This window comes from Mesorhizobium sp. M6A.T.Cr.TU.016.01.1.1 (assembly GCF_003952585.1).
In the GTDB taxonomy this organism is placed as follows: domain Bacteria; phylum Pseudomonadota; class Alphaproteobacteria; order Rhizobiales; family Rhizobiaceae; genus Mesorhizobium; species Mesorhizobium mediterraneum.
This window is the reverse complement of sequence record NZ_CP034452.1, coordinates 4,936,284-4,963,275: the sequence shown is the minus strand read 5'-3', so window position 1 is coordinate 4,963,275 and position 26,992 is coordinate 4,936,284. Positions and strand designations below refer to the sequence as shown.

Annotated in this window: 30 protein-coding genes; 9 read left to right on the top strand and 21 right to left on the bottom strand. The window is 60.5% G+C overall.

The annotated features are described in order from the left end of the window. Positions 1–63: 63 nt before the first annotated feature. Genes EJ075_RS24110 through EJ075_RS24015 form a run of 19 tightly spaced genes read right to left on the bottom strand, consistent with a single transcriptional unit; the run spans position 64 to position 20,252 of the window. Positions 64–897: a hypothetical protein gene (locus tag EJ075_RS24110; protein ID WP_126106024.1), complete on the bottom strand. Its 834-nt coding sequence runs from the start codon at positions 895–897 to the stop codon at positions 64–66. Position 898: 1 nt separating this feature from the next. After that, the gene (locus EJ075_RS24105) at positions 899–2,785 is read right to left on the bottom strand and encodes a hypothetical protein (RefSeq protein ID WP_126106023.1); all 1,887 of its coding nucleotides are present in this window, start codon (positions 2,783–2,785) and stop codon (positions 899–901) included. Then, entirely contained in the window at positions 2,778–3,125 is a 348-nt protein-coding gene (locus EJ075_RS24100; RefSeq protein WP_126106022.1) for a hypothetical protein, read from the bottom strand. Before EJ075_RS24100 ends, EJ075_RS24105 begins: the two co-directional genes overlap by 8 nt. Then, a complete protein-coding gene (locus EJ075_RS24095; RefSeq protein ID WP_126106021.1) occupies positions 3,122–3,622 on the bottom strand; it encodes a DUF4376 domain-containing protein in 501 nt (166 codons plus the stop codon). Before EJ075_RS24095 ends, EJ075_RS24100 begins: the two co-directional genes overlap by 4 nt. After that, positions 3,619–4,698: a hypothetical protein gene (locus EJ075_RS24090; protein WP_126106020.1), complete on the bottom strand. Its 1,080-nt coding sequence runs from the start codon at positions 4,696–4,698 to the stop codon at positions 3,619–3,621. The genes EJ075_RS24095 and EJ075_RS24090 overlap by 4 nt, the downstream gene beginning before the upstream one ends. A 9-nt stretch (positions 4,699–4,707) precedes the next feature. After that, complete coding sequence (locus EJ075_RS24085; RefSeq protein ID WP_126106019.1) at positions 4,708–7,920, bottom strand: DUF4815 domain-containing protein; 3,213 nt, start codon at positions 7,918–7,920, stop codon at positions 4,708–4,710. A gap of 1 nt (position 7,921) precedes the next feature. Then, the gene (locus EJ075_RS24080) at positions 7,922–9,016 is read right to left on the bottom strand and encodes a phage tail protein (protein ID WP_126106018.1); all 1,095 of its coding nucleotides are present in this window, start codon (positions 9,014–9,016) and stop codon (positions 7,922–7,924) included. Then, positions 9,013–9,861 carry a baseplate J/gp47 family protein gene (locus EJ075_RS24075; RefSeq protein WP_126106017.1) on the bottom strand — a complete coding sequence of 283 codons (849 nt, stop codon included), beginning with the start codon at positions 9,859–9,861 and terminating at the stop codon, positions 9,013–9,015. The genes EJ075_RS24080 and EJ075_RS24075 overlap by 4 nt, the downstream gene beginning before the upstream one ends. After that, complete coding sequence (locus EJ075_RS24070; RefSeq protein ID WP_126107437.1) at positions 9,858–10,187, bottom strand: GPW/gp25 family protein; 330 nt, start codon at positions 10,185–10,187, stop codon at positions 9,858–9,860. Before EJ075_RS24070 ends, EJ075_RS24075 begins: the two co-directional genes overlap by 4 nt. A gap of 18 nt (positions 10,188–10,205) precedes the next feature. After that, on the bottom strand, positions 10,206–10,775 hold the full coding sequence (locus EJ075_RS24065; RefSeq protein WP_126106016.1) for a phage baseplate assembly protein V: 570 nt from the start codon (positions 10,773–10,775) through the stop codon (positions 10,206–10,208). Beyond that, positions 10,775–11,326, bottom strand: a complete 552-nt coding sequence (locus EJ075_RS24060; RefSeq protein WP_126106015.1) for a hypothetical protein — start codon at positions 11,324–11,326, stop codon at positions 10,775–10,777. Before EJ075_RS24060 ends, EJ075_RS24065 begins: the two co-directional genes overlap by 1 nt. 2 nt (positions 11,327–11,328) lie before the next feature. Next, a complete protein-coding gene (locus tag EJ075_RS24055) occupies positions 11,329–11,658 on the bottom strand; it encodes a hypothetical protein (RefSeq protein WP_126106014.1) in 330 nt (109 codons plus the stop codon). A gap of 12 nt (positions 11,659–11,670) precedes the next feature. After that, a complete protein-coding gene (locus EJ075_RS24050; RefSeq protein ID WP_126106013.1) occupies positions 11,671–12,753 on the bottom strand; it encodes a major capsid protein in 1,083 nt (360 codons plus the stop codon). A gap of 32 nt (positions 12,754–12,785) precedes the next feature. Then, the gene (locus EJ075_RS24045; RefSeq protein WP_126106012.1) at positions 12,786–13,430 is read right to left on the bottom strand and encodes a head decoration protein; all 645 of its coding nucleotides are present in this window, start codon (positions 13,428–13,430) and stop codon (positions 12,786–12,788) included. Between the two features lie 24 nt (positions 13,431–13,454). Next, entirely contained in the window at positions 13,455–14,828 is a 1,374-nt protein-coding gene (locus EJ075_RS24040; RefSeq protein ID WP_126106011.1) for a S49 family peptidase, read from the bottom strand. Next, positions 14,818–16,326: a phage portal protein gene (locus EJ075_RS24035; protein ID WP_126106010.1), complete on the bottom strand. Its 1,509-nt coding sequence runs from the start codon at positions 16,324–16,326 to the stop codon at positions 14,818–14,820. The genes EJ075_RS24040 and EJ075_RS24035 overlap by 11 nt, the downstream gene beginning before the upstream one ends. Continuing rightward, positions 16,326–16,541, bottom strand: a complete 216-nt coding sequence (locus EJ075_RS24030; RefSeq protein ID WP_126106009.1) for a hypothetical protein — start codon at positions 16,539–16,541, stop codon at positions 16,326–16,328. The genes EJ075_RS24035 and EJ075_RS24030 overlap by 1 nt, the downstream gene beginning before the upstream one ends. 4 nt (positions 16,542–16,545) lie before the next feature. Continuing rightward, positions 16,546–19,695: a terminase gpA endonuclease subunit gene (locus EJ075_RS33825; protein ID WP_245458000.1), complete on the bottom strand. Its 3,150-nt coding sequence runs from the start codon at positions 19,693–19,695 to the stop codon at positions 16,546–16,548. After that, complete coding sequence (locus tag EJ075_RS24015) at positions 19,689–20,252, bottom strand: hypothetical protein (protein WP_126106008.1); 564 nt, start codon at positions 20,250–20,252, stop codon at positions 19,689–19,691. Before EJ075_RS24015 ends, EJ075_RS33825 begins: the two co-directional genes overlap by 7 nt. A 90-nt stretch (positions 20,253–20,342) precedes the next feature. Between EJ075_RS24015 and EJ075_RS24010 the strand changes: the two genes are divergently transcribed. The 6 genes from EJ075_RS24010 (at position 20,343) to EJ075_RS23985 (ending at position 23,583) form a co-directional block, all read left to right on the top strand. Further along, positions 20,343–21,122, top strand: a complete 780-nt coding sequence (locus tag EJ075_RS24010) for a DUF3489 domain-containing protein (RefSeq protein ID WP_126106007.1) — start codon at positions 20,343–20,345, stop codon at positions 21,120–21,122. Between the two features lie 152 nt (positions 21,123–21,274). Then, a complete protein-coding gene (locus tag EJ075_RS24005) occupies positions 21,275–21,685 on the top strand; it encodes a hypothetical protein (RefSeq protein ID WP_245457999.1) in 411 nt (136 codons plus the stop codon). Further along, positions 21,682–21,906 carry a hypothetical protein gene (locus EJ075_RS24000; RefSeq protein WP_126106006.1) on the top strand — a complete coding sequence of 75 codons (225 nt, stop codon included), beginning with the start codon at positions 21,682–21,684 and terminating at the stop codon, positions 21,904–21,906. Before EJ075_RS24005 ends, EJ075_RS24000 begins: the two co-directional genes overlap by 4 nt. A 124-nt stretch (positions 21,907–22,030) precedes the next feature. Continuing rightward, complete coding sequence (locus EJ075_RS23995) at positions 22,031–22,345, top strand: hypothetical protein (protein WP_126106005.1); 315 nt, start codon at positions 22,031–22,033, stop codon at positions 22,343–22,345. A gap of 10 nt (positions 22,346–22,355) precedes the next feature. Beyond that, a complete protein-coding gene (locus tag EJ075_RS23990) occupies positions 22,356–22,637 on the top strand; it encodes a hypothetical protein (RefSeq protein WP_126106004.1) in 282 nt (93 codons plus the stop codon). Positions 22,638–22,695: 58 nt separating this feature from the next. Further along, a complete protein-coding gene (locus EJ075_RS23985) occupies positions 22,696–23,583 on the top strand; it encodes an RNA ligase family protein (RefSeq protein ID WP_126106003.1) in 888 nt (295 codons plus the stop codon). A 351-nt stretch (positions 23,584–23,934) separates the two neighbouring features. Here EJ075_RS23985 and EJ075_RS23980 read toward each other — a convergent pair whose 3' ends face one another. Further along, positions 23,935–24,483 (bottom strand): phage tail protein, encoded by a 549-nt coding sequence (locus EJ075_RS23980; RefSeq protein WP_126106002.1) that lies wholly within the window; start codon positions 24,481–24,483, stop codon positions 23,935–23,937. Between the two features lie 2 nt (positions 24,484–24,485). Beyond that, on the bottom strand, positions 24,486–24,668 hold the full coding sequence (locus tag EJ075_RS23975; RefSeq protein ID WP_126106001.1) for a hypothetical protein: 183 nt from the start codon (positions 24,666–24,668) through the stop codon (positions 24,486–24,488). 466 nt (positions 24,669–25,134) lie between these two features. Here EJ075_RS23975 and EJ075_RS23970 point away from each other — a divergent pair, with 466 nt between their 5' ends. From EJ075_RS23970 to EJ075_RS23960, 3 genes are read left to right on the top strand one after another with little or no spacing between them, the layout of a single operon-like run. Next, positions 25,135–25,320 carry a hypothetical protein gene (locus EJ075_RS23970; protein WP_126106000.1) on the top strand — a complete coding sequence of 62 codons (186 nt, stop codon included), beginning with the start codon at positions 25,135–25,137 and terminating at the stop codon, positions 25,318–25,320. A gap of 12 nt (positions 25,321–25,332) precedes the next feature. Further along, positions 25,333–25,578, top strand: a complete 246-nt coding sequence (locus tag EJ075_RS23965) for a hypothetical protein (RefSeq protein WP_126105999.1) — start codon at positions 25,333–25,335, stop codon at positions 25,576–25,578. 8 nt (positions 25,579–25,586) lie between these two features. Further along, positions 25,587–26,966, top strand: coding sequence for a DUF4942 domain-containing protein (locus EJ075_RS23960; protein ID WP_126105998.1), 1,380 nt, complete (start codon positions 25,587–25,589; stop codon positions 26,964–26,966). Positions 26,967–26,992: the final 26 nt, after the last annotated feature.

The following is a 26,992-nucleotide window of genomic DNA, read 5'->3' as shown; positions in this document are numbered from 1 at the left end:
TGTATCCCCCTAAGCCCAAGGGGATTGTTACCCTACAACTATTAGGCGAGGCAAGAGCGGCGGTCATACGAAAGCCCCATTGAACGCCGCCCATTCCATAGCGACGGCCTGGCTGGCCGTGCGGTGGGTCGAACTCGCCTCCGCCGCGATCTCCTCGATTGCTGCACGATAGATCGTGCCTTTGGTCGTAAGGGACAGCCAGATGTGGCCGGTGGGGACTTCGGCCAATGCTAGGGGGATGGCCGACGAACTGACGCCGACCTGCACGCCGTCGTGAAACAACCTCGCCTCCGTTCCGGGGACGAATGAAAAAGCGACTAGGTGAGCGGCGCCTCTCGCCAGCACGGGCGGGGGGGAAACGGCTACAAAGGCTTCAACGTCGCCGTCACCGTCAGTATCACCCGTGGCTTGGCCCTCCGCGCGGGTTCCATCCGAACCATAATCGAACGAGAACTGGCAGGTAGCCACGTTGGAAGATGTCACGCCAAGCTGACGCCGAAACCATGGGATATAGGAGGTAACCGACCCATCAGCATCCTGCTTGAACCACAGCATAAACAGGGCAGCCTTCGTGCGATCAAATCGCTGACTTGTTCCAAGATCAAGATTGTCAAAGGTGACGTTGGAGCCGATGCGGTCATACACTAGTCCGTGCCTATCGGCTGTCTGCTTGATGCGATAGTTGGTGCCCGCAAGGATTGACGCACCGGCGCCGCCTGCGAGATCGTTGAAGGTCGCGCTGGTGGGAATTGTCGTCGCCGAACTCGGGTTGCAAAGCGGGTTGGTGAAGTCGAACAGGCACTTCGTCCCCTGCGCCTGGTTCTTGTCCTTGAAGCCCTTCGGCGGCAGGTCGCCGCCAACGAGGGTAGTGCCCATGCTGATGATGCGCGATGCCATGTTACCAACCTTTTCCTGTGATGAATGCAGCAACCGCCACACCCAAAACGGTGTTGCAGGCGGGGCTTAGGTGCCGATTGTCGACGCGAAGGCCAACGGGGGTGATGTCGCGGCCAATATCGATTGAGTTTTGGTCGCCTGGGACCGGCGTTATCCCTAGTGCCGTAAGCCCGTGGTCGATCAACCACCTTCGAGTGTCGAAGAAATTGTCGGGAAAGCGCTTTGCCAAATTGCGGTTGAGCGTGTTGATGTCTGCATAATTGGCACCTCCGACATACTCGACCGGATATTCGCCATTGGGGAGGCCCATCACCACGAATTTGTTGTTTCCGAAACGAATGAGCTTATCGACCATTTCGGTGACGTAAGTCGGGATTTCGTCTGTTGCCCAAACCTCACGGGCGCCGTTCATGCCCGCCCAAATGACTTGAATGAGGGAACGATCAGTATCCGCACTGCCCTTTACGAACATTGGCGTGCGTGGCGGACATTGGACCGGAACTGTTTGATCTGCCGCCGGGGTAAAGGTGTAAGTCTCGACGCCGCCGCCCGCCGAGCGTTGCAGCGTTCCGGCCACGCCAGCAATCACCACTGACATTGTGCGGGTTACGTTGTCAGCAGCAGTGCTTAGCGGTAGCGTGTCACCGTCGACCGTGGACACGATGTTGTTGAAGTGGGTAACGGAGTTCGACCCTGAAACGATCTGGTTTGATCCGATTGTTACATCAAGCACATGCCCTCCCTGCCGCGCCGCTATCTTCTGCGCGACCTGGGAGCCGATGCCGCGATTGTTGACCGTCCGCCCCAGGGCGGTTCCGAGAGCAGCCGCAAAGCCATTGGCCGTAAGACTGTCGCCATAGACGGCGCCTGATGTAGCCGGCGACTCCGGCTCCGGCTCGGGGTCCCCATTCGGATTGTAGCCGTGGACATACGCGCTGCCGTCGTCAAAGACCGCGATGGGGAAGCGCTCGTTATCATCCCTAAAGCCAGACGCGACCTTTTTGCCGTCGATATAGTAATCTGCCGGCTCGATCAGGATATCTTGCAGTTCTTCGATGTCACCTCCGTATTCGGGCAATTCGGAAGCCGGTACATAGCCTTTCAAATACAAGCTGCCATCGGGGAAAACCGCGACGGGGAACCGGAAGTTGTCATCTCTGAATCCAGCGACCACACGCTTTCCGTCGATGTAGTAGGTTGCTTCCTCGGTCATGAGTGCAGCGAGCGCCGCCACGGACGCATCCAGGCCCGCCTTGCTTGGGTAGCTAGCTATCAACGTTGCGACGCCGGCAGCGTTCTTGTACATCAGGGCATAGGTCGCGACACCGTCGCCCTTGACGATGAAGAATTGGCCATTGGTGGTCGCCGCAATACCCAGCGCCATCGTGTCGTAGATGACGCCGCCAACTGCGGCTGCGGCCAGCGCTGCGCTATCGGCGGCGTTGGTTTCGCTGCCCTCGGCGGCGTCAGCTTTCTCGACTGCGATATCGCGTGCGTCAATCGCTTCGGACGTAGCGGCCGCCGCAATATCGTTTACATAGAAATTCAGCCATTCCACTTCGGTCCCAACAAACCCGTTGTCGACCGCGACTTGGTATGCGCTCTTTCCCTGCGGGCCTGGCTCGCCCTCGCCTGCTTCTCCCTTTGGACCCCTGTCGTCGGTCGCCTCGGCGATGTCAGCCACAAGCCCGAACTGCCCGAGATAGCCGCCGACGTCCGGCTTAATACCTTCCCCGCCGGTCCAATCGATTAGCTGCCTTACGCGGCGTTCACCATCGGCGACAAGCGCGGTCACCATCGACCAGCCATGATGCCCGCGAAGGCCGGATGCCAGGGTTGGATCGACCTCAACGCCGGAGTCGCCGTTTTCGTAAATAGCGTTAGGCATTTTCGGTCACCTGAATATCAACGGGCCAATGGAATTTTCCGGGGATAGCTCGGGCGTCATCGCCAACGCTTCTCACGAAATCGAAAGTTACCGGCTTCGGCAGCATCAACGCCGAGGCGGAAGCAGGAAGAGAGATTTCAAGCTTGCGATTGCCCGGCCTCACTATCGAAGCGTCGTCTGTGTCCGCCGTCCAAAGTGTCTTTCCGTCCTGGGAGAAGCCGGCTCTGATACGGCCGGTGTCCATTTGTTCCGCGTCCCAAAACGCTTGTCCGAAACCGACCTCAATTGTGGTTGAAAAGCCGACCTTGATTGACTCAACGTTGGTGAAAATGATCTTCACGACGGCCACCCGCTTTCGATATCGAGCGCGTCGAGCGAGGCCGAATTCGCCGCCAGAATAGCCGCCGTCAATTCGTCCTCGCGGTCAAAGCACGCTTGAACATGCTCCCGTACCGCCGCAGCCAGGGCTATGATCTGCGGTGCCGAGACGGTGACAAAAACACCGTTCTGGACTTTCCAGCGGATCGAATATTCCGGGTCATTGCTTGCCACCACGAAAGCGGCGGTAAGCATCGACGTTGTCTCGCGGTCGGTGGAAATTGAGACCCCGTCGACAACCACGCCGGCCGTCTCGGCCTGCCACCGGCGGGCCGCGAGACGGGCGAGCGCCTTTTCGCGAAGCGTGGCGATAGTATCGGCCGGCACAGAGAAGACCCCGCCGCTGTAGCGGTAGCCCGGCACGACGTTTTCCTGCGCGGGAATGAAGCCTTCCGGTGGCTTGCCCGAGCGGTCGGATTGAACGACAAGCCCGCCGGAAACCAAGACGTGGTTGCTCATTGTGCCCCCCAAAATAGTACGCGCGTGTAGACTTCTATATCTCCGCTTCCAACGGGACTGCCAAAGTCGCTTCCCCCTAGAAAGTCAGTACAGTAGTGTTGAAGCTCATATGCGTTGCCCGCGACGACAGGCGCGCCGCCTACGCTGCGGCTCGCGGCCCGGTTTCCTTTATTCGTGTACTCAGAACTGCCCGCGCCGACTGTTGTTCCTGCCGTAATATTGCGAAGCCTAGTTTTGTGGTTGTCGATGGAATAACCCGGCGCATCCCATTCAACCCACCCGGCAACAGATGGTGTGAACCGATTTGCCGCCAGCGAAATGGTGGAAAATGCGTCCTTGACTTTTGTGTTGAGAGTTCGGGGATTCCAAACTCCAATCGAGGCCGACCCGCCACCTGTTCCGGAGAGTTTTTGATCCTCCAATATTGCGTCCGGGCCGCGCCCCGCCGCACGCGCCGCATCCCTCAAATCGGTCGCACGCCAGGTCCGCTGTATCGCCTCGACGCCGGCCCGAGCGCTGGCCTGCGTGCCGTCCGCCTTCGTCGCCTTGCCGGCAAGCAAGGTCGTCATGGTGGTTGCGAAGTTCGGATCATCCCCGAGCGCGGCGGCGAGTTCATTCAATGTGTCGAGCGTGCCCGGTGCCGCCGCGACAAGGGCGGCGACCGCCGCATTCACCTCGGCCTTGGAAAAGACGTCGAGGGTTGTGCGAGCCTCTGCACCCGAATTCTTGGTAAGCACCGTCCGCATAAAGGACGCCACCTGAAACGAAAGGCGGGCGTCATTAATCGTCCCGATCAGACTTTCCGCGTTCACAACGGGCGGCGAAAACGAAAGCACCGCCGCCGCTACAAAGGCGGTTGTGGCGAGCAATGAGCTGTTGTCGCCGGGGTCTTGCGTCGGCGCTGTTGGCGAGCCCGTGAACGCCGGGCTATTGAGCGCTGCCCGCAACGCCAGGGCGGCGAAAGCCGCTGCGACGTCGCCGTCTATCGCCCCGAGCGCGGCCACGACCTTGTCGAAAGACTCTTTCAGGTCCGCCTTGATGGGCAATTCGTAATTGCGATTTGGAGTCTGTGCCATTGCTCAACCTCAAATCGAAAACGAGCGGAAATCGGAAACGGATGGCCGAGCCGCCGGTGTTCCCGTCAGCGTCAACCGAAGCCGGCCTTGAACCGCGGTATAGGCGGCATCTGAATAGGTCCGCTCAAAAGTGCCATCGGAGAGCGCCTCAACAGCGACCTGCGGGAGCACTTGCCAGACATCGTCGGCGGCATCGTTTTCAACGACCAAGGTGGAGCCCGAGGGCAACTTGGTCTTCATGACGGCGTCGAGCCGGATAGCGGTGCCCATCGGCATGGCTCGGCTGACATACACACCGGTCGCCTGCATCTTTCCGGCGATGGCGAGGACATCGCGCCCCATCACAGGCGAAACCTTCTCTGTGCCCGTCAGAATGGCGCGTAGGGCCACAAGACCACTAAAGAAGCCCTGCCGTTCCCAAACCTGGCCGGGCTCGATACGCACCGGCTGTTCGCCTTCCGGTTCAACCTCGAAAAGCATGCGGGTATCACCGGTCGGGAGGAACACTTGCGCCTCGGCGATGAAGTCGGACATATCAACCGCCGGGAAGGTGCCGAGGGCCACTGTCTTGGTGACAGGCGCGAACTTGGCACCGTTGATCCGGCACGTAAGATCTTCGTCCTGATGCGCGGTCCAAGTGCTCGCGTTCGAAGAACTGAAACGGACGCCGACCGTGTAGGGCTGCGCGCCAATCCATTCCTGCCGAGCCGCATCAAAGCCACCGCGCGCCGCGAAGGAAACCGAGTGATCCGGGTCGTTTGTTTTCAGCACAAAGGCTGTTTCCACGCCGGCCGGGATGAACACGGGCGGGTTGAAAGAGAACTTGTGCCAAGCGCCGACAAGCGCCGTGTTCATATCGGTTTCGGTTTGCGCGATGACATCAACGGTCGGATAGCCGTTGTCCATCGTGACCAGCTCACAAAGGACGGGTTGCGAGACGTCTCCGAGTACACAAAACTTGACCTCAATCGAGGATACGTGACGCCCTTCTGTGAACTGGAAGGACTGCGCAACCGGGTCGGGGCTACCGCGACCGCCACCTTCGCCACCCCGCCCGCCGCGTGCCGGCGCCTCTTGGAAACGTTGAACGGTCGTCACTTGCTGATTTGTGTTGATGTCAATTCGGCCTTGACCGATAAACGACGCCTCGGCGGTGGCCCCGCTGCCGCCCGTGGCGTCAACAAGTTTCGATCCGGCGGCCACATTGGCCGGAATAACAAATGATCCCTCGACGCGCCCGTTTGCATCGCCAACAAGCGGGCCGGCCGGGGTCACCGCGATGCCATCGAACAAAAGACTGCTGAGGGTTTCGCCGGGGCCGAACCCGTCAATGACGAAGGCGACCGAGATCTGCCGAAGAAAGCGCGCTGTTACCTCGCGCGTTGAAGTGACGACCTCGACCTCGGTGACGCGGCTGCGGTTGCCTTGGCCGAATACCTGGGTATCCGGCGAAAGCCAGACATCCTGCGTTTCCGTCCAGAAATCTTGCGAAGGCGTCAAGCGCATCTTCGCCGGCAGCGGCGCGAATGCTTGATATGGATTGATCTTTGTACAGCCGGTCACCGCCTCTTGAGCGACGACAACTTCCTCGGAAAAATTGAGGCAGACCGGCGCCGCAAGCGACAGTTCGTTGAACGTCGGAACAATCGGAATCTGAAACGAACCGTTGAACACGGCGCCGTTCTGTGCCTCGCCGGCATCGCGGTAACGGTCGCTGTTGAAAGGATCAACGAAGACGCCTTTTTTGGCGACGGGCTCACGTGCCGAAATGTCAAGCTGCAACCTGGCAAGCGCAACAAGGCCGATGGTGTCGACCAGCTTGTTGTACATGCGGTCGATCTGCCAAAAGGGATAGGAGCGGATGCCGTTGTTAATGACAACGGGAGTGCCGAACCAATCGTTTTCGACCACGCAAAGCGGCAACAAGGTCGCGGGCGCCGCTGGCGGCTGCGGCTGCTCAACGGCGGGAATGCCCTTGAGATAGACGATAAGGCCGTTTCTATCGAGGCAGATAAGATCATGGCGCGGTAGGCTGTAATTGTAGCTCACGAAAACCGCGCCGCCGGTCACACCGCCGGCCACGGTCAGAGCTTTCGGCCCGACTGCCGAGGGAACCACGTCGTCAAGATAGCGATAGGTCACATCATAGGAAGACCCGCCGGCCGGCTCGATGCCGCCGGGCGCCCAATCAACCCGATCTCCCGTGAGGATATAGTCGGCCGTCACGTCATAGGTTGTGGCGCCTTGCACCACTTGGGAGATCGAGACAACGCCGGGATGGCCGAGAAGATCGGTGGTGTTAGCCACGGCGCCACGCGGGATAGTTTCGGTCACTTCCTTGGTGATGATGACGGACGAAACCGAATTGATCGGCGTGCGATTTAGAGTGATGACGGCCGTTCCGGTGCCGCCGTCATCGAATGTGTGAGGTTCCGAAGCAATGTTGAGAATGTCCGGCGCTTCGGTTTCACCGTAACGCGTCGCGGTGTTGCGCGTGCGCTTGAAGCCAAGAATATTTGCCGTGCCTTCCTCAATCGAAAACCATTGCTTGCCGGCGGACAGCCCGAGCGGCGTTACCCGGCATCCGCGAGCGATGTAGTTTTCGTGCGCGTCATAGTCATAGACCGCGAGGGCTTGGTTGAAGCCTGACAGGCTCGGCGGTGCGGTTTGGTCGACCACGAATCCGTCGCGGATCTGATACACGCGGTAAAGGTCACCGTCCTCGCCGTCACCGTCCCATCCCCATGTAAGCGAAAGCTCTTCGCGAACCGCGCCTGGCTCGCCATAGGAGCGGATCGCTTCCTCATGCAGGCCGAGGAGCGAAGGATCTTCCTCATGGGTGATGATGTCTGACAGCACCCGGACGCCTACGACGACATCACCGAGGATAGGCAGGCCAGCGAAGGTCGCCGCATCAACGGGGCGGACGTCGCCACGCACGTAAACCTCGCCCGCCGCAAGCGTTGAATCGCCGGTAAACGGGTCCAAAATGATATCGCAACCCTTCACCCGGTCGCCGTCATGGGCAACCAAATTGCCGATGTTTGTACGTTTCCGGCTTTCGATTGAAAATGCTTCGTTGATCTCGCCGCCCTGCGCAAATTTGCGCTCGCGGATAAGCACGCGCTCACGCGGCACGCTCACTTTCGAGCGGTCGTAAATGTCATTGAGATCCGGGCGAACCGCCGGATCAAATGCAAGATATTCTTCGTTTTCCGCCATGTCAGATTTCCATTGTGATGGTGACGTGCTGGCGCACCGTCCGGCGGAATGCGAAATTGGCGGCCACCGTGCCCACCGTCATATCGGCCGCATAAAACCCGTCTTCAAATTCGAGTTCGCTTGGCTCAAGCCAGAGCTTGCCCGGCTTCTCGGCGTCAACGTTGCCGGCGCGAAAAACCAGAGCAATGGAAGTGCAATGCGCACCCTCGCCGTCGCGAAAATCTGTCCTGGCCTCGATCTCGAGGAAAACGCGATCCGGCGCGGCGTCGTGGTTGGCCGTCATGTCACGGACGGCAACCGGCCGGCGGTAGCCGATGGCCTCGCCGTCCGCATCGAAGAAGCCGACATAGACGGGCAAGCGGCGCACAAGAAACGACTTGAAGGCGGCGACGTCTGTAACGCCTTCCCACGAAATACCGGGCGCGTCCCACGGGAATTCGCCCCACTCCAATTCGTCGCCGAGCGCGATATCTACGCCGAGTGCGTTGCGGTGATCGTCGTCCACAACGACGCTGCCGACGAGGTCTTCGCCGTGACTCCACTTGACCGAACCGCCGTCAAGGCGCTCGCCGCTGTCATCCCCCCAAAGCGAGTCGCCCCAAAGCCCGTCGCCATATTCGAGGGTGCGAACGTCGTAGCCGTGCCACCCACGAATGAAGACGGAGCGAGCCGGGTCGGACAAGCCGACAAGGTATTCGGCGTCACGAAGCACCGGCAGTTCCGAACCGGGAATCGAGCCCATGCCAACCTGATAACGGTTCCATTTCCGGCGGCGGTCGTTCTGATCTTCGATGAAAGGAACGGGGTAACCAATCCATGACAACGACATGGCGACGCCAAGCGGCGTTCCGCGCACGCGCTGCCAGGCGATGCCGGCCACGATCAGCATTCCATCATCAAGGAAGTATTCCGAAATCGGGCCAAGACCGTATTCGGCAATGACCCAGGGCGAGAAGGTCGCCGGGATCACAGGGCCATATTTCAAGCCCGCAATAGTGTCGATGTACGGCCCGAAAAATGGCGTCCGGTCCAGCGACTCCGAAAGCGCGCGCTCAAGGGCCGTGGAATTGTTTGGGAGAAGGTGAAGCGCTGTCAACGCAACCTCCCCGCGTAATTGATGGTGATCGTTCCGAGCACAATGGCTTGGTTGTCACCGGCCACAACAGGCGCGGCTGGCGTCACGACGTCAACCTTTGAAACGCCAGGGATATGGACGCGAGAAGCGATCCACGATGGATTGAGATCGAAGCCTATTCCGCCCTCGTCAAACCACGCGGCGCGGATCAGCGCTTCCATGCTGTTCGTGATGGCAAGCGGCGCATTCGGCAGGAGCCAGACGTTCAAGACGATGTTTTGCGGCGCCTGGGTAGCCGACAGGACTTCGACAACGTCATTGACAGCACGAACGCCGGCACCGGTCACCGCGTCCGTTACGGCCGCCAGCATGGCCGCATCAGGCACGCCGCCATCGGCCGAGGACAGAATCGCAATGCGGATTCTCGGGCCGCCATCAACCTGATAGACAGCCACGTCTTTGACCCGCAAGTCGGCGGTGCGCGCGATGAACGAATAGCGTTCTTCGGTGCCCGCCGTCGACCGCCCCTGTATCGCCAGAACGGTACGGGTGCGAAGCGATTCATCTGTCTCGCCGACAAGCCGGAACACGTCATAAAAAATGGAAAGGTGGTCGAGGTCCGAGCCCGCGGCAAAGAACAAAAGGTTTGCCTTGGCGACGTCGTTGACGCGCTCGCGCAACACGATGTCTTGATAGGACGACGCTTCGATTACCTTGATCGCGGGGTCGCTTTCGAGCAACGCCGAGTAAGCCGGGTCGATTTCGATTAGCTTATTGATCGTTTCGAGGCGGATTTCCTCATACGAAAGCGTGGCAATAATCGCCGGGACTGGTAGTCCGTCCAGCGTATATTGCGCTTGAGTCATTTGATGACGATTCCGTTGAGGGAAATGATCTTTCCGTCCGGCAGATAGTCGCCGGATAGACTGAATTCTATAGCCCCGTCGCCGAGCGGAACAAACGAAGTTTCCCGCAATCGTAGGCGCGGCTCCCATCGCTCCAACGCCTCGGCGAGCGCCATATAGATGTCGACGGGAAATTCCGCGGTGACCGGTCGATCAATAAGATTTGGAATGTTGGAACCGTAGTCACGGCGCATCACGCGCGTACCGATGCGCGTCGACAAAATGTCCGCAATGGATTGTTTCAGGTGGTCGAGCCCTTCAAGCTCTTTGCCAGTTCCGGCGTTCATTCCGCGCATATCAACCTCCTACGCGACGGGGCCGGTGGTGCCGCCGCCTGGCTCAACGCCGGTATGCTTGTGCTCAAGCGAGATATCTTTGCCGTTGTGCGTGAGTTCGGCGGACTCGATATCGAAGGCCCCAGGCGCCTTGATCTTGATGTCGCCGCCGCTGGCTTTTATCGAGACGCCGCCGCCGATGTTGAGCGCGAAGCTGCCGCCTTCGGCGACATCCATTTTGTAGGCCTTGGCCTCGTCGTCGTATTCAACGACCGTGCCGTCCGGGTAAACTGTCCGGTGAATGTTGCCCTTGTCCGCCGCCTGCTTTGCCTGGGTAGCAATGGACCCCACGATAACGGCCTGTGACGGGTCGCCAGACGGCGAAACCATTACGACCTGTTCGCCTTCGTCCAGGCTGTCATAGGTCCGCGTGTTGCCCGCCCTGGCGCTGGTAAACGGTAGCCAGTCGCTTTCGAATTCTCCGGCCTTGACCCGGTAACGAGCCTTCCCATGATCGACTTGCGAAACCTTCCCGATAAGGACGGTGTTCGAAACCCGGCGTTCAAGATCCGTGAGGTTTTTGTCGCGGCGCTCAAGCATCAGATCTCGCCCGTGATGTCGGTGTAATCCGGCTCATGGCCTGGCCCTGTTTCAGGGTCAAAGCCGAGCAAGACAGTCGTCGGGCGGCCAGTCTCGTCGGCGACGAGGTGCGTGTAATAGATGACTTCGAAGGTAAGAATCGCGGTCCAAAGCGACACCTCGCCTTGTTCCGCGAACGCTATTGCGGTGCCCGTGAGGGTACACCACTCAACAAGGTTATTGATCGTGGGGTTCGCATGGATCGCGCTTTCAATCTCAAAAGCGCCATCGTCCACGGCCTCGGCCCCGGCATCGCCGACACCATAGAATTCGACGCGTAGCTCCATGATGCGGCGGCGCACCCCGCCATCGTGGCGGAAGTCCGGGTCGATGCGTTCGTCGGCGCTGTAGACGACACCCACGGGCATGGTGCGGACATCAAGGGAGAAGTCGCGGCTATCGTAAAAGCGCGCCTTCGCGCTCGTGGGGAACACCGGCGGTTCGCTTTCGTCCGGCGTCACCAGCAAGGCGGCAACAGCGGCGCGGATGATCTTACGCGGGTGCGCCGCCATCGCTAAATCTTTCGAAGGTGAAGCTTCGTGTTCTTCGAAGAATCGCGAAGCGTGTCGATGACGCGAAAGACGCCGTGACCCGAGATCGTCACTTCGTCATCTGGCAACGGTTCGAAGCCGAGATCCGCGTTGCGCACGTCGAGGACGGGAATGCGAGATCTTGAGGGAAGGCTACCGCCGGCCTCAAGCGCCTCGGGGTTGTAATCGAAAATCGCGGCGAGGTCCGTCTTGATGGCGCCGGTTTCTGTCCGCTTGTAAATGACGAAAACGGACTCCTTGAAAGTATTCCGCACGACTGCGGTCATACCATCTAGGAGCCCGTCCCAATCCATGGCGAGCCGGGGTTAGCCGGCGGCCTTTTCTTTGGCGGTCAAGAGCATTTCCGGCCGCGTGCAGATATACAGCGGGTAGGAATAGACCTCGGGGCGCACCCAAAAATTGCGCTTCTCGTCGCGGATCATCATCGCGTAGAGCGGGCGACCCAGGGTGTTGACCATGTCGAAAGCTTCGCCCGGTGCAAACGTCTTCTGGAATACGTCTGGCGCGCCCATCGGGAAGAACTTGCACTTGGTCGACCGGATGCCAAGGCCGGCCTTGGTGCCCGGCGCGGCGCCATCACTGAAATCGTCGGTGCCGCGATAGTTGATGAACAGGATGCCGCCGTAGTCGAAGACGGCGTAGGAACCGGCGTTGAACACGGACTGCGTCGCCACGCCGAACGCCCGGCTAAGCGTCTGTGCCTGCGAGGTGTTCAGATACACTTGCTTGACGGTGACGTGCCCGGTGAGCTTGTCGAAGAAGCTGTCGCCGCAAAGACCCACAACCCGAGTGCCCATGGTCCAGGCGCCGCGCGCCGCTTTCATCATGAGGCGGATGACGTCGCGGCATTTCTGTTCGACGTTGGTGCCGGCGGTGTCCAGCGCGAAGTCGATTTCTGCCGGTTCCGCGATGCCCCATTCATCGAACCAATCGACAATGACACTGCCGTCCGCGTCCAGCACTTTGCCCTGCAGCGCACCAAGCTGCATGTTTTCCCAGGTCAGTTCGACGTCGCCGATAAGGCGCTGTTCGTAGCGGCCGACATAGGTGATCATGGTTTCGAGGTCGGACTCGGTCCCGAACGCCCGCATGCCCTGAATTTCGGATGCCTGAATCGTCTGACCCTTGGCGATTCGGGAAGTGCCGTACTTGCGAAGATTGGCACGATCCCTCTTGCCTTCGTCCAGGGGCGCGCCGCGTTCCGAAGTCTGGATGATGGAAAGCACGTTGCCGGCGCGACGCTCGACCGAAATGGTGTCCGTCATGGTCGGAACATCGCCGAAGAGGTTCATCGAGCCGATCAGGTTTGGCTTGAATTCGTAGTCCTCAAGCGCCGTAGTCATCGAGACGGTGGAAAAGGCGTCGTCGTTGAAGATGTCCATATGCATAGTAGCGATTCCCCGTTTTCCCCGTCGCCGCGTTAGCGAACGATGATCCCATTTGCGGCGAGAGCCGCGATTGCCGCCGTCTTGGCGCCGCCCGAGATACCTTCGGGCCAGGTGATTTCTTCGCCGTTCACTTCGGTTTCGCGAACGCTCACAACAGCGTTCTTGTCCGCGAGCGTGGCGTCGACATTGCCGAACAGAACGGCGCTGGCGACTTGGGAGCCGTCCACCCCAGCGGGGTCGAGCGCCTTGAATTTCTTGGTTCCGGCCGCCACGGTGATATTGAAGCCGTCACCCGCAACCATCGGCGTCGCGCCGACCGTGATGGTGAAGCCGAGGTCGTCCGCGTAGGCGGCACCGGTGGCGCCGGATTTGATCTTGAAGCCGTCCGGGTCAATCACGTCGAACTTGGTCGCCGCCGTGAACTCCACCGAGTAAACGCCGGACTTCGCGCCGGCACCGGTGACAACTGCGGAGATCGTCGCGTTGCCGGTGTTGCCGCCCTTAGCGGCAGCAACGGCGGCGCCGACACTGACCTGGCCGAGCACGGTTCCGTCGACCAGCGATGCGGCACCCGTGATGACGCCAACTTCGCGGGAGCGCATCCCGCCGGTCGCGCCTGCGGCCTCGCTAACGATGTAAGCGCCGTGGCGGCGGCCTTCATTGAAAATGGTGGGCATTTCGGTCGACTCCTGTTGATGCGCTTACCGGCGCTTCATTGCCTTTTTCCACGCGGACACCTTGGCGCCCTCGTCCAGAACTTTGGTCGTTTCGGCTTTCGCCTTCGGCACTGCGATTGCGGAAATCGGCGCGGCGTCGCCGGCTGCGGCGGCGTCCAGAACCTTGGAGCGGGCGTCGGCGACGCTCATGCCCTTGGAAATGGCTTCGCTCACATTGAACGTGACGCCGAGGCGGTCGGCCTGGGCGGTGATGGCGGCGAGGCCTTCGCATCGGGTGCGTTCCGCCGTGGTGGCTCTTTCGGCGTCCGTGGCGTTCGCCTCGGCGGCTACCCTGGCGGCTTCCGCGTCTGCCTCGGCCTGCACTCGGGCGGCTTCGGTTGCGGCGGCGGTCACGGCGGCGGCGTCTGCCTCGGCCTGCACGCGAACAACTTCGGCGGCGGCGGCGATCTCGGCGGCGGAAAGAAGCTTCGGCATGAGTCCAACCTTCAATTTCGATTTTGACGTTTGCGGTGACACCGTTTGCAATTCGTCAACACTGGCCGCAAATGCTTCAAGGGCTTCGTCAAAGGTGCCGGACATATCGGCTAGACCAGACTCGACCGCCTCAACACCGCGATACATGCGAGCGTTGGTAGCACGGATCGCGGCGGCGTCGATTCCACGATGCTGCGAAACGAGTTGCACGAACATTTCGCCGAGGGCGTCGACATCGGCCTGCACGGCATCCCGAGCGCGATTGCTCAAGGGCTCATGCATGTTGCCGTCCGCCTTCTCGTCGCCGTAGAAAATATACGTCCAGCGGACACCAGCCATTTTGTCGGCCTCGCTCACGTCCACATGGGCGGCGAGACAACCGATTGATCCGAGTTCACTAGTGGTAGTGGCCCATATTTGGGCCGCCGAGCTTAGGATGCCGTAACCCGCTGATGCCGCGACCTCGTTAGCGTGTCCCCAAACGGGCTTGCCCGTTGCTTCGCTCGCGCTGCGAATGAACCGTGCCAGGTCAAAGCATCCGTTGGCTTCGCCGCCGGGCGAGTCGACTTCCAGCATGAGGCCGCGCACCGCCGGGTCGTACATGATTTCCGTGACTGCATCGGACAACGCGGAATAGCTGGTAAGGCCGGACTCGGAGTCCAGCCAAGACCCGCGCCGAATGAGCGTGCCGAGCACGGGCAGCACGGCGATCCCGTTGTCCGCCATGTAGCCGCCGTTACGGAAGGCTCGACCCGTTCCCGCCCGCGCCTCGCGTTCCGGGCGCGGAATGTCACTGACTGACACCGCGAGGCCGTCGAGGATGCGCGGCCCGATGGCGGTAAGGATCGTGTTCGCCTTGCCGCGATGGATAAGCAGCGGCGTGTCGAAAAGCAGGCTGGCAACCAGCGGAAGATCACGCGGCATTTTTTACGTCCTCATCATCCGGGTCGACATTGGCACCCGGACCCGGCGGCGGGGCCGCTGGCGCCGGCACGCTGCCATCGGTGTCAAACACAAGCCCGGCGAGTTTCGCCGCTGCACGCTCTTCTGCGATCTCGGCGTCGATGTCCTCGCGGTCATAGCCGCGTTCCGCGACGCTTTGCGTCCGGCTCTTGAGGCCGCCGCTGATCGCTTCCTTCTCGGCCTTGATATCCTTCGCCGGGTCGACCCATTCCTGCCGGGGCGGAAGGTGGTCGCATGCCCAATATTCGGTCGGGTCCGTGTCGTAGCCGGGAAGGTCCGCCATGCCGGCCATAACGGCACGCTCGACAAACGCGACCCATACCGGACGGCAAAGCTGGAAGATCAGCGTATGGTTCTGCCACTGCGAAATGCGGCGGCGGAACCGGATGATGTCAGTTCGGACGTTAGAAAAATTGCCCTTGGTCGTGTCGCCGGTCATGTAGGCGTAGGGCACCCCGAGGCCGGCCGCGATCTTCAAAGTCGTTCGGTATTGGAAGGCCTCATATGATCCGCCAACCTCGGCCGGCGTGGAAAACTTGATGTCTTTGTCCATCCCGAGGTCGATGATGGCCCCAGGCTCCATGCCGGCAATCGGCGTGTCTTCGTCGTCGCCGTCCACGTCTTCGTTGACAGAGATCGGGTTGTCGCCACGACCGATAAGAAACGCGGTGAACAGCGCGGCCGTTTTCTTCCGCTCGATTTCGGCGTCGTCATAGACCTCGAGTCCGAAGATCTTGACGAGCACTCGGGCGACCCGAGGAACGCCACGGATCTGCCCGCCCTGGCGGCCATCGAAAACGTGCAGCACTTCGGCCGCTGGCACCCGTACACGGTCACGCGCGTTCGACGTATTGGGCGGCCGGACATCGTTCGGATGGTAGCGCCAGAAATGATAGGCGACGCGGGCGCCGATGGCGTTGAATTCGATGCCGGCCACGATGAAGTTCCCGCCGGGTAGCGTGGCGGTGAAGGCCATGTCGAGCATTTCGGACGGCAGCATTTGCAACTGAAAAGGGACCGTCCACATATCGGAACGGCGCCGCGAGCGGATGCGGACAAAGCATTCGCCGGCCATGTAGGCTTCGCGGGCGATCTTCTCTTGAAGGCCGAAATAGTCGGTCAAGCCCTCGGCGTCGGCCTCTTCGGTCCAGCGCCAAAACAGGTCGAGCAACGCGGCCTTCTTTTCCTTTTTGTTTTTGAAGCGGGGGCGCGGCTTAATGCCGTCACCAACTGCGGCGCTTGTCCATTCATCGATACCGTTTCCGGCGTGGCTTTCGTTCTCGTAAAGCCAGCGGGCCCGAGCAACAAGTGTCGGGCCGGCGGCGCGGATCGCGACGTTGACGTGGTTTTTCGAAGGATTGAAGCCGCGCAAGCGCCGGCCATTTCCGGCGGCCTCAAACGAATTGTTGCCGCCTCCGTTCAATCGGAACGCGCTCATGACCCGCGAGACAACGCTCATCAGTAGCCCCGCCTGACATCGAGATAAAAGACTTTTTTACGTGGCTTGCCTTCGGCTTCCGCGATCTCGTCGTTGAGCCCGGCGAGCGCGTCTTTCATTTCCGCGATGCTGCGATACTGGACGCTCTTGTCGCCGTGCCGGACGATAAGCGCGCCGGTGCGCATCGCAGCCAGTAGCGCCGCCTTCGTGGCCAGGAGCAATTCCAAATCGGGCATGACATCACATGAACGGACTGCCGACGACGCGACGGCGTTTCCGGTTCACCTTAACACCTGGCTTCGGCGGCTGGATTCCACGATGCTGCGAAACGTCATCGTCTAGCGGTAGCGCCACGGGCGGCGGTTCCGGCTCATCGCCGCGCCTGTCCTTCAGTAGGCGTTCCACCTTGGCGGCCTCGCGGTTCAAGACGAAGCCGGCGGCGACAAGCCCTTGCAACGCGGCGTAGGCGTAGACACGGCAATCCAACGCCTCATTCCTGGCGTGGTCAGGCTTCCACCAAAACACATCTTTGAAGCCTTTGACGTACCGGGTTTTCTTTACCTCGGCTGTCATCTGATCAAAGTAATCTTTGTCGCGTTCCATCGGGAAGTGACAGGCACCGGCACCGCTCACGGTGGCGCCCGTCTTTTCGAGCCGCTTGACGATGGTCGCTTTCGCGCTATCCACGCCGATGGGGAAAAGGTTGATCCTGCCTTTGTTGTTTCGGGTCGGCTTCTTCGGCCAGACAGCCCGAGCACCGGCATAACCCTTGATACCCCAAATCCGGCGCCCCTCGCGCGGCTTCACGAATCGATAAACGTCCTGGGTGTTGGCACCGCCGGTGTCCACCGCCGTCGCCGCGATAGCCATCCCGTTTTCAAAGGCGGGATGCGGCCAGCGCCTAAACAGATAATCGTCGAGTTGATCCCAAACCTCTTGTTGCGACGGGTCACCGACAAAGACCTGGTAGTCGATGGACCACGACTCCTCGTCTCGGCCCCATGCCACGGCCTCGACCTCAAGGCGATCCGGCTGGACATCAACGCCGGCCGTCATGAGTGCGGCGCCGGCCTGGCAATCCGAGAATGCTTCGCGCTTCGCCATCAATGTGTCCGGGTCCGCCTTCTCGCCGCCGGTATCTTCCCAGGGCTCGCCAAGCACGGTGTTGACGAAGATCTGCAGCAGCGCGGGGTCGTCCTTCGCGCTCATGAATTCGGACACGCATTCCGACCACTTGAACCAAGGCGAATAGAGAGCGGATAGGTGATAGCTGCGAATGTTCGGCCGCACCGGAACAGCGGTTGGCACCCAGGCGGCGCCGCGCTCTTCCGAAAGCAGGAACTTTTTCCGCGCCTCGGTATGGCGGTGCTCGCAAAGCTCGCCGGTGTCCGGGTCCGATGCCTGGCAGACGAAGGCCGCCGTTTCCGGGTGTCCCGCTTCCCATTTGATGGCGGCCCAAACTATGGGCTGCGCGGTGCCGCACTTCTCGCACTTCACGTTGTAGTACCGCTGGTCGCCATCGGCGAAGGACTTCGCGATGCGGCTGTTCAGCTTGAGCTTTGGCGACGACGTTATGAAGATCTTGCGACGCGGAAAGTTCGCGGTTCGCTTGATCGCGAGCATCGCGGGGTCGCCTTCGTCATCCGCTGATGCCGGGTAGGCGTCGACTTCGTCAAGCACGAGCCGGGACACCGGGGAGCCGCGAAGGCCGGAGCCCGAGTTCGCCCCGGTCATGAATAGGGCGCCGCCGTCGAAATCCTTCTGCATCACGGTATTGCCGGAATCCCGTGAGCGCGCCGGCTTGATCTTTTCTGCGAGCGCCGGGCTTTCCGAAATCATCGGGTCGATGCGGGTTTTCGAAAACTTTTTCGCCATGTCGATGGTGGGCAGCACGTACATAATTGGCCCAGGCGAATGGTGGATGGTGTAGCCGACGAAGTTGAAGCCGCCTTCCGAGTTGTGCGTCGGGATCATTGCTCGTCCGCAGAGGTAGAGGTGCGAGGCGGACTCCACTTCGATGCACTGGACCGGGCGCGACGGGACCGGCATTATCTCGACAATGCGCCGCCGCGTCGTTTCTGTTGCGCGCCTACCTTCGCTTGGATTCAGTCGCGCCACCTTGCGCTTGAGCCGGAACACCGGCGTTTCCGCGTAGGCCAGGAACGTGACGCGGTAGGTCGGCAGCTTGCTTATGACCTCGCCTACCGACTTGCTCGGCGGACGAAGCTTGATGACAGGTTTCAGGCCGAGGCTCGCCGCCAGTTCATAGACGCCGTTCGCAATGTTTTCGTTCGTATTGACGAACTCGGCGGCGCCGAGTTTCGAGCAATGGCCGTCCGTGTCCATGAGCCCTTGCAGGAGCCGTAGGCGTTGGTCGCGCGAGGCTCGCATGTAGGCTTGCGGGACCGCCTTGGCGCCGAGGATGCCGAGGCGGCGAAGCTCTATCGCCATGCCCTCTTGGTGACGAATCACCGGGTCCATGACGAAGCCGTATTGATGCCGCTTCGAGTGCTGGCGCATGCACTCCGCGCAAACCGGCTTCCTCCCGCCCTTGCGGTCATAGGTGCCGACATCCGCTATGACGTGGCCGCGAGTGCATGTCTCCCGGTCGCGCTCGATAGCGTCGATGTGGATGACTGACATTCCGTCATTCGACGTTGCCGGCCTGGCTACGGCACGGTGCCCGTCTTCGCGGAAGTAAGACGCCATTTCTTCGGCGTCATTCGTGATTTGCGCGACCTGGGTTGCGTAGGTGTTGCCGTCGCCAAGCCATGCGCCGAGCACGTAAGGAGCGATGGGCAACGCCGCGTCTTCGGCTTCAATGGCGCCGGCAACCTTCACGGCATACCGGTTGTGCCCGCGAGCGTGCTTGACGTTCCCGGCCATGTCCCGAGTCGTCAACGTCACAGTGCGCTTGTAGGAACAACGGTGATCGTATTCGTCCACCGTCCAGCGGTGTCCGGCGTCCGCAATGATTTCCGACCCATCCGAGAAGTTCACGGCGAAGCAATCGTGATTCTCCATGTGGCCGGACTTCCAAGCCACACGAGTCGGCCTGCCTGATTCGTCAAAGACGGTATCGCCGACCTGAATGTCACCCATGCGGGTCCAGCCCGTAGGCGTCGGCAACGGCGTATCGAGGTCGAGCGCGGCGCCGATCTGGACGCCCTTCATGAGCGCAACAGTTTCAATGGCCGAGTACGTGGACAGCGAGTCCATGATCTCGCGTAGGTACGGGGTCCGCGAGGTCCGCCACTTGCCGGGCTCCGAAGACGATACCGAAGTCAGGTGGCGGTGTTCGTCCGCCCATTCCGAAACGGTGAAAGGCGGGTCCGGCTCAACAGCCGCGATCCCGTCTTCAAATAGAAATTCGTAGGCGTCGGCTAGCACGCGGAGTCACCGAAGGCGCCGGCATCCATCGGCGCCCGCGTCTTCGCCAGTTCGGCGAGGGCGACCCGCATCTGTGTTTCGAGAACGCCGGCAAGTAAGACTGCGTCGGCGTCGACTTCCGCCGCGATATCGGACGCATACCGGTTCGCGAAATTCAGCATTGCGGCCCGGAAGACACGCATCAACGAACGGATCGCGCGGCGCGCCTCTTCCTTGTCAACGGTGGTTTCTTTGAGCCGTTCAAGATTGATCTTGGCGGCCTCAAGGTCGACCTGCATCCTCTCGACTTTGAGATCGTATTCGCTGGTTTCCTCGGCGCCCTCGGCATCGGCGCGAAGCTTAGAAGTCTTCGTCGGCGCCTTCCGTCGCTGTTGGTTCGGGTTGCAATTCGCAAACCAATCGACCCGCGCCACGACGGAATCAATGGAGCCGTCCGGCAGGACAGCCTTTGCAAGCCTCCCGCTCTTCACTCGCTGGCGCACCGCGTTAGGAGAAACGCCCATTTCTCGGGCAAACGCGGCAAGGCTGATACCCTCAACTTTTTTTCGCCCCGCCACTTTTCTGATCCTAAGCTATATACATCACGCATATCGTGCGCTACATGTCGTTTGCGAATTGCAAACACTCTAGCTGAATCGGAAACGACAATGAAGTCCTACAACGTGAAGTCGAATGCGAAGCGTTTCGCCCGCCAACTCGCGGCGAAGTATCCCGGCTACATCGCTGATGAGCCGATGCCTGTTATCCCTGGGGCAATGGAATGGTTCCCGCATGTGGCGGCACCAACCAAGGTGCTCGCTGCCGGCATCCCCGAAGAGATCAGCGGAACCGCGTACGTCAACGGCAAACAGGCGACCCCCGTCATCGTCGCCGAGGCGGTCATTGCCGGCGGCGACACTGCCAGCCACGATATAGACCTCGCCGCCGAGGTCGCGAACGCCAGCAAGGCGAGAGAAGCCCGCAAGGCGCCAGCGCTGCGGCCCTACCAGCAAGAGCTCGTTGACGCGATGACTGAGCCCGCGCCTGCCGCCATGAAGATCGGCAAGTCAACCATGATCGTCCATAAGGCGGAATTGGTGGCGATGACGCCGGCCGCGATGAAAGCGGCGGTTGCGGACCTGCCCCCAACGAAGTCGACACCGGAAGAGATAGCGGCGAGACGCGCGGCCCGAGCCTCACGCGCGGCGGAACCGAAGCTGGCGAAGGTGGCGAAGAAGTCGACCAAGGCTGACACCATCCTTGAACTGGTTTCGCTCGCGGATGGCGCCACGATCCGCGATATCATGGCCGCCACCGATTGGCAGGCCCATACCGTTCGCGGCTACATCGCCGGCACCTTGCGGAAGCGCGGCCACAACATCGTTTCGAAAAAGATCAAGGGCGAAGAAACCCGCTACGTGATCCCGCGCGCCGAGGTGGAAGCGTGAGCGGGTTTCCGCAACCAAGCCGGCGCGACGGCAAAGAGCCGTGCGGCGAGTGCCATATTCAAGCGGGCGAAACGTGCGACATCTGCGGAGCTACCCCCGGCAAACAACCGATCACGTCTGCCGAACTTATCGCGCGGTCTGACAGGCCAGAAGTGCGAGACGCGATCCGCGTGCCGCCGGGCGTACGTGACCCATTTGGGCCGGCCGCTACGGTTGTGGCCGTCGACCCGGAATGGCGGCTTGTCATTCTTGAGTCGCCCTATGCCGGTGAAGTCGAAAGGAACGTGGCCTATGCTCGGGCCGCGTTGCGGGACTGCTTGAAGCGCGGCGACGCACCGGCGGCAAGCCATCTGCTCTACACGCAACCCGGCGTCCTAGACGATGACGACCCGGCGGAACGGGCAACGGGCATCGGCGCCGGGCTGGCGTGGGGCAGGAAAGCCGAGGCGACCGTTGTCTACACCGACCGGGGCATCTCGCGCGGCATGGTCGCCGGCATCGAGCGCGCCCACGCCGATGGCAGGCCGGTCGAGTACAGGACGCTTGAGGGATGGCAGTCATGAGCGGCATTCCCGGCTACGACGAATGGAAGCTGATGACACCGGAGGAAGACCGCGAGTCCAGTAGAGGCAAACCCTGCCCGGTCTGCGGTGCCTACTCCACCGAACAATGTGAGGACTGCGACCGCGATAGCGGCATCTGTCCGGCGGAAGAAACCGAACCGGACCCGGACGATCTGCGAGACCAACGCGAAGAAAACAAGCGGCTGGAGTCGAGGCCATGACGCCGGCACAGATGCGAGTCCTTCGCGGGTTGTCCGATGATTGGACCGATGCACCGGCCGATGGGCTCGGCAAGGTGTTCATGGCCTTGGTCGACGCAGGCCTCGCTGATATGAGACAGGGCAATTGCTGGCAACGGCGGATCACCTCGGCGGGCCGCGCCGCGCGCGGGGCATCATCGTGGAAGGCGCGAAGCTTGGACACGGCGGCATGAACTTCACAGACGATCAAGTCGAGGGCTTCATTCTGTCCTTTATGGGCTCGCGGTGCGCCGTGAGCAGTCAGCACAAGTTGCCAGGCCTGGCCGAGATCTTGGGCACCGTTACGGTCGAGTTCATCGGCGTGGAACGCGCCAAGACCTTGATTGAAAAGATGGTGAAGGATGGCCGGCTAATCGAGTACGGGCCGTATCTAAGCGACCACGAAATCGACGTGCTGTAGGAGGCCAGAAATGGGAGCCCTTGAAGAATTGCAGGCCAAGCGCCCCGAGCTATTCCAGTGGCGCGACAGGGTCACGGCGGAAATTGAAAAAGCCGAGTTGGCGGCGCACGAGCACCGCGAACGCCTGCACCGATCAAACTTAGAGGGTGACGAGTTGGAGCGCCAGGTGCAAGACTCCTTCGAGCGAACGCATCGCGCCCTTTCGGCGCTTCGGCAACATTTGGACCAGATAGAAAGCGAGGTCGCCAGGGAATTGGCGCGCGCGCCGATCCCACCGTTTGTCTTGCGGTAAAAGTTTCGGAACCATTTTAGCTAATGCTGAATTGAATCACGGTCCCGTGAGTCAGTTCATGCGCCTAGCGTTCATCCCGCCAATGAAGCCGAAGCTTGTTGATAGCCCGCCCCTCGGGGATGGCTGGACGCATGAGATCAAGCTTGACGGCTACCGAACCCAAATCATCATCGAGGGCGGCGAGGTCCGCGCCTATTCGAGTAGCGGTGCGGACTGGACGAAGCGATACGCCGGCATCGTTGAGGCGGCCCGAGAGCTTGAGGTGGAGTCCGCGATCATTGACGGCGAGGCGGTTGTTCCCGACGAGAAGGGCCGCCCGGATTTTCACAAGATGCAACGGGTTATCCAGAAAGACCCTTACGCCGCCATCCTCGGCGCCTTCGATATCTTGCATCTGAACGGCCACGACCTCCGCGACATCGGCTGTAAGGCGCGCCGGGAAATGCTGCATGGCATCGTCAAGCCAGACACCCGGATTCAATTCAGCGAGGCCATACCAGGGGACGCGAAAGCGATCTTCTATCTGGTGGAGCAAGCCGAGCTTGAGGGCGTTGTTTCGAAGCGCGCGGACAGCAAGTATCGCAGCGGCCCGACCACGAATTGGGTGAAGGCGAAAAGTTTTATGTACAGTGATCTTGATCTAATTGGATATCAGCGGGAGCGAGGCAAGGCGGCTCAAGCCCTCTTCGCCGAACCGGGCACCGGGCACTATATCGGAACCGCTGTAATCACCCTCGGCCGCGACATGCGTGACCGGCTTTGGCAGCGGGTCCAGGCCAAGGCCGGCGGCGCCCCGCCTAACGCCGTTATGAAGAAACGGCACCCCGCGACGCAATGGATCAAGCCGGGAGTGAGGGCCAGGGTGAAGCACTTGCGAGGTGAAGTGATCTTGCGGCACGCATCAGTCAACGCGCTGCTAGACGATGGCGAAGAGGGCGGCGCCTAGACCTCATATCGGCCCACGCCAGGCCTCGCCCCCGCGTCATCCTGCCAAGCTATTGATCCGATTGAAGGATTCCGCCGGGGAAGTGAGCCGCGGAAATCGTGGACCCATTCACAAAAGCGATGGCCGATCAACGTGGCGAATAGAATAGGTATGCTTTCCTAGATTTCTGTCGCTAGTGAAAAGGTGCGATGCAGCGCTCCCCTCACCCTGCCACCGCCTGGGAAGGACCCGCGTTTTTCATAACGGCTTGAAATGGTTGAGGTTTTCGGTTTGAGGTCGATGGGCATTGATCGCGAGGCGACGCGATGGCTCAGGGACGAGCCATTTCAACACATCAATATTCTTGATGGATCAACCTTTGAAGGCGGCGCGCTTAAGCTGCCTGACAACGTTGGTCAACAGCTTGTCTTGAGCTTCCGCCATGATCCCGCCGGACTCAATCGCCTGTGTCATCACCTGGGTGACACCGGCCCCCCATAGCTCTTTTACGGGAACCCGCTTCTTTGTTTCCCGGACGAACACCCCGGTATGCCCGGACCGCATCGTCGCAATGAAGGTGCCCTTGTAGAGCTTACGTGTTCCCCAGGCGTTGGCGGTTACACCTGGCTTCGTCTGGCGTGCCGCGAACTTCACCAGCGCTATGGGGCGCCCCGAACCCCGAACAGTAGCGGTGAGCGTTGACGGTCGGGAATAGGGATAGATGCGGATCGAGGGGTCAACATCACCGCGCTTCAATCCGCCTGCTTTAGCAACGATGCGAGCCGCAAAGGTGCGGACCTGTTTCGCTGTGGTGTTGACGGCAATGTTGAGCGCATGGTTCAGCTTCGGGGGCTGCAGCTTGCGCATCAAGGCGCGGACCTCAGCGGTTTTCCAATCCGCCCTGATCTCAAGCTCGGCCATGCCTACTTAGCCTTGCCCTTCGGGGCCGGCTTCATCACGGCTTCGGCCTTCACGGGAGCAAGCGCACCGGCACGACGCAACCGGCCCACGGTATCGGCCCCGACGTCATCGGGAACAGGCCCTTTGAGGAACTGCCTTGCCTTCCCTCGGTCCGCGACAACCATGTTCCTGATGAGATCAACCACGATGCTAGCTCCCGAGCGATTCGAACGTTGGTGCATTAAGGGCCAATCGTTGAGGAAACGTCAACGTTCCGCTTCGCAAAAAGATGTATTAGGCCTATTTTCCTAAAAACCGGAACATACAGGGAATACATACACCTAACCCACTGTTCTATATATATAAATGTATTTGTATAGAAATATATATATAAATAGAGCCTTATACGCATGCCTCTATGCGCATCCCCGCTATGCGCTATGCATGTATAGCTCTATGTTTTTCGCAAAAATCCATACATCTAAATATTCGCAATAAAATCAGCGGGTTGACTGTATTTTAGCGTGTATTTCAGGGTGTATTTTTCCCGATGTATACGCCTCGGGCCTGTCCTGGCTCGAAAAACGTTCGCATTTCGCAAACTTTCCTCTTGTGTCCCCGATATTCGCGACGTATATCAGAGTTGTTGAAACGCAAACGGAAGCCGCCCCGATGTCAGACTCCGCATTCAAGACCGCCGCTTACCCCGCCTACTCGACCGGCCAGCTTCGCGACATGGTGCTGAACAAGCGCAATGACATGATGGAGGCTGAGATCGCCCGCCGCGAGCGTGTTGCCGCTGGTGACATCACCGTGATGACGGATGGCGAACGCCTCCGCTTCGCCCGCAAGTCATAAGGAGCCGCCCCGATGTCCCCGAAGACCGCCGCCGCCCTCGCCGAAATCAAGAGCGCCGTTGCATCAGGCCAAGCCCGCTTAGTGCCGGCCCTGTTCTCATGGCAGTTCGGCCGCGCCGCTTCCTCGGCCGCGTTCAAGGCTGCGAAGGCGGCGGGCATCATCGAGGTCGCCTATCACAGCATGTACGGCACACCGGTCTATCAGGCCGCCGGGATACATGCCGCTCTCGCCACCTTCTCGACCTCAACAAAGCACTAGGAACCGCCATGAACGCCATCGCTCGGCAAAGCACGGTCACTGACCTGATCGAAGAATACGACCAGAAGCGAGCCGCCATTGACGCCGAGGTGCGGTCATTCGAGGCGGCTTACACCCGCCTTGAAATGGCGGCCTGCATCCAAGGCAAGTTCGTCGGCCCGGTCTCCCAACACCGCCCCTACGTCAACGCTGATAGCCTCAAGCGCAATCTGTGCAAATCGGGCTGGAAGGCTATCTATGACCGCCTACAGATTGACCGGATCGCCAGCGCTCGGGACCGCAAGCTTTTCGACCAGACGGTTGAGAACCCGCCGGATCTGACGTTCGACAACGCCAAGGCGACGTTTGGCGACTATCTGGAACGTCCACGCCATCACATCTTGCGTGGCCTCGCCGAGGTCTTCGCGGATCTCGATCCCGCCTACAAATCGCATTCCAAGGTCAAGATTGGCGTAAAGGGTCTGCCCAAGCGGGTGATCCTGTCGAGCTTCGGGAGCTATTTCGGAACCTACGGCCGGGACAAGCTACGCGATATCATCAACGCGCTCGCCGCCTATGGTGGGCAACCTCTCATGGACCATGCCGAGTTCGGCGCAATCGAGGTTGCGCATAAGACTGGCGACGATGCTGTTCTTGACGGTCGCGCCTACACCAGCGAGCCGCGATATGGAAAAGCGGACGAATACCAGACATTTGATCGCGGCATCACCATCCGAAAGTATGGGAACGGCAACGCGCATGTTTTCTTCGCACCCGCCACGCTGCTCGACATCAACCGCGCGCTTGCCGAGTTCTATGGCGAAGTGTTGCCAGACGCCGAAGAGGAAGGCGCACAGAAGCGCCCCGGCACCGAGATAGCCAAAGACCTGCAATTCTACTGGTCGCCCCAGGCCGTCATTGAGAAGGCGCTTGACCACGCCGGCATCTATCAGCCTAGCGACTATTCGCGAGGATCAACACCGCCAGCGCATCGCGTGTTGGAACCGTCATGTGGCGACGGGCGCATCCTCGACGCCCTCACCGCGCGCGGATGCCGGCCGTTTGGTATCGAGGTGCATCGGGGTCGCGCCGCCGAGGCCCGCGCCAAGGGCCACAACGTCTTGACTGCCAATTTCCTCGAATGCCCCGCAAAGCCTGAATTTGATTTCGTGGTGATGAACCCGCCGTTTTACGGGCGGCACTACCTCAAGCATGTGCGTCACGCCCTCGCATTCTTGAAGCCCGGCGGCACTCTGGTTTCGATCCTGCCCGCAACCGCCTGGTACGACCATGGCGAGATCAAGGGCGATTGGCACGACTTGCCCGCCGGAAGCTTTTCGGAAGCCGGCACCAATGTGCCAACCGGCATTCTCAAAATGCGGAAGCCGGCAGAAAAAGATCACGTCTAGTTTGTTTGCGTATTGCAAACACGATA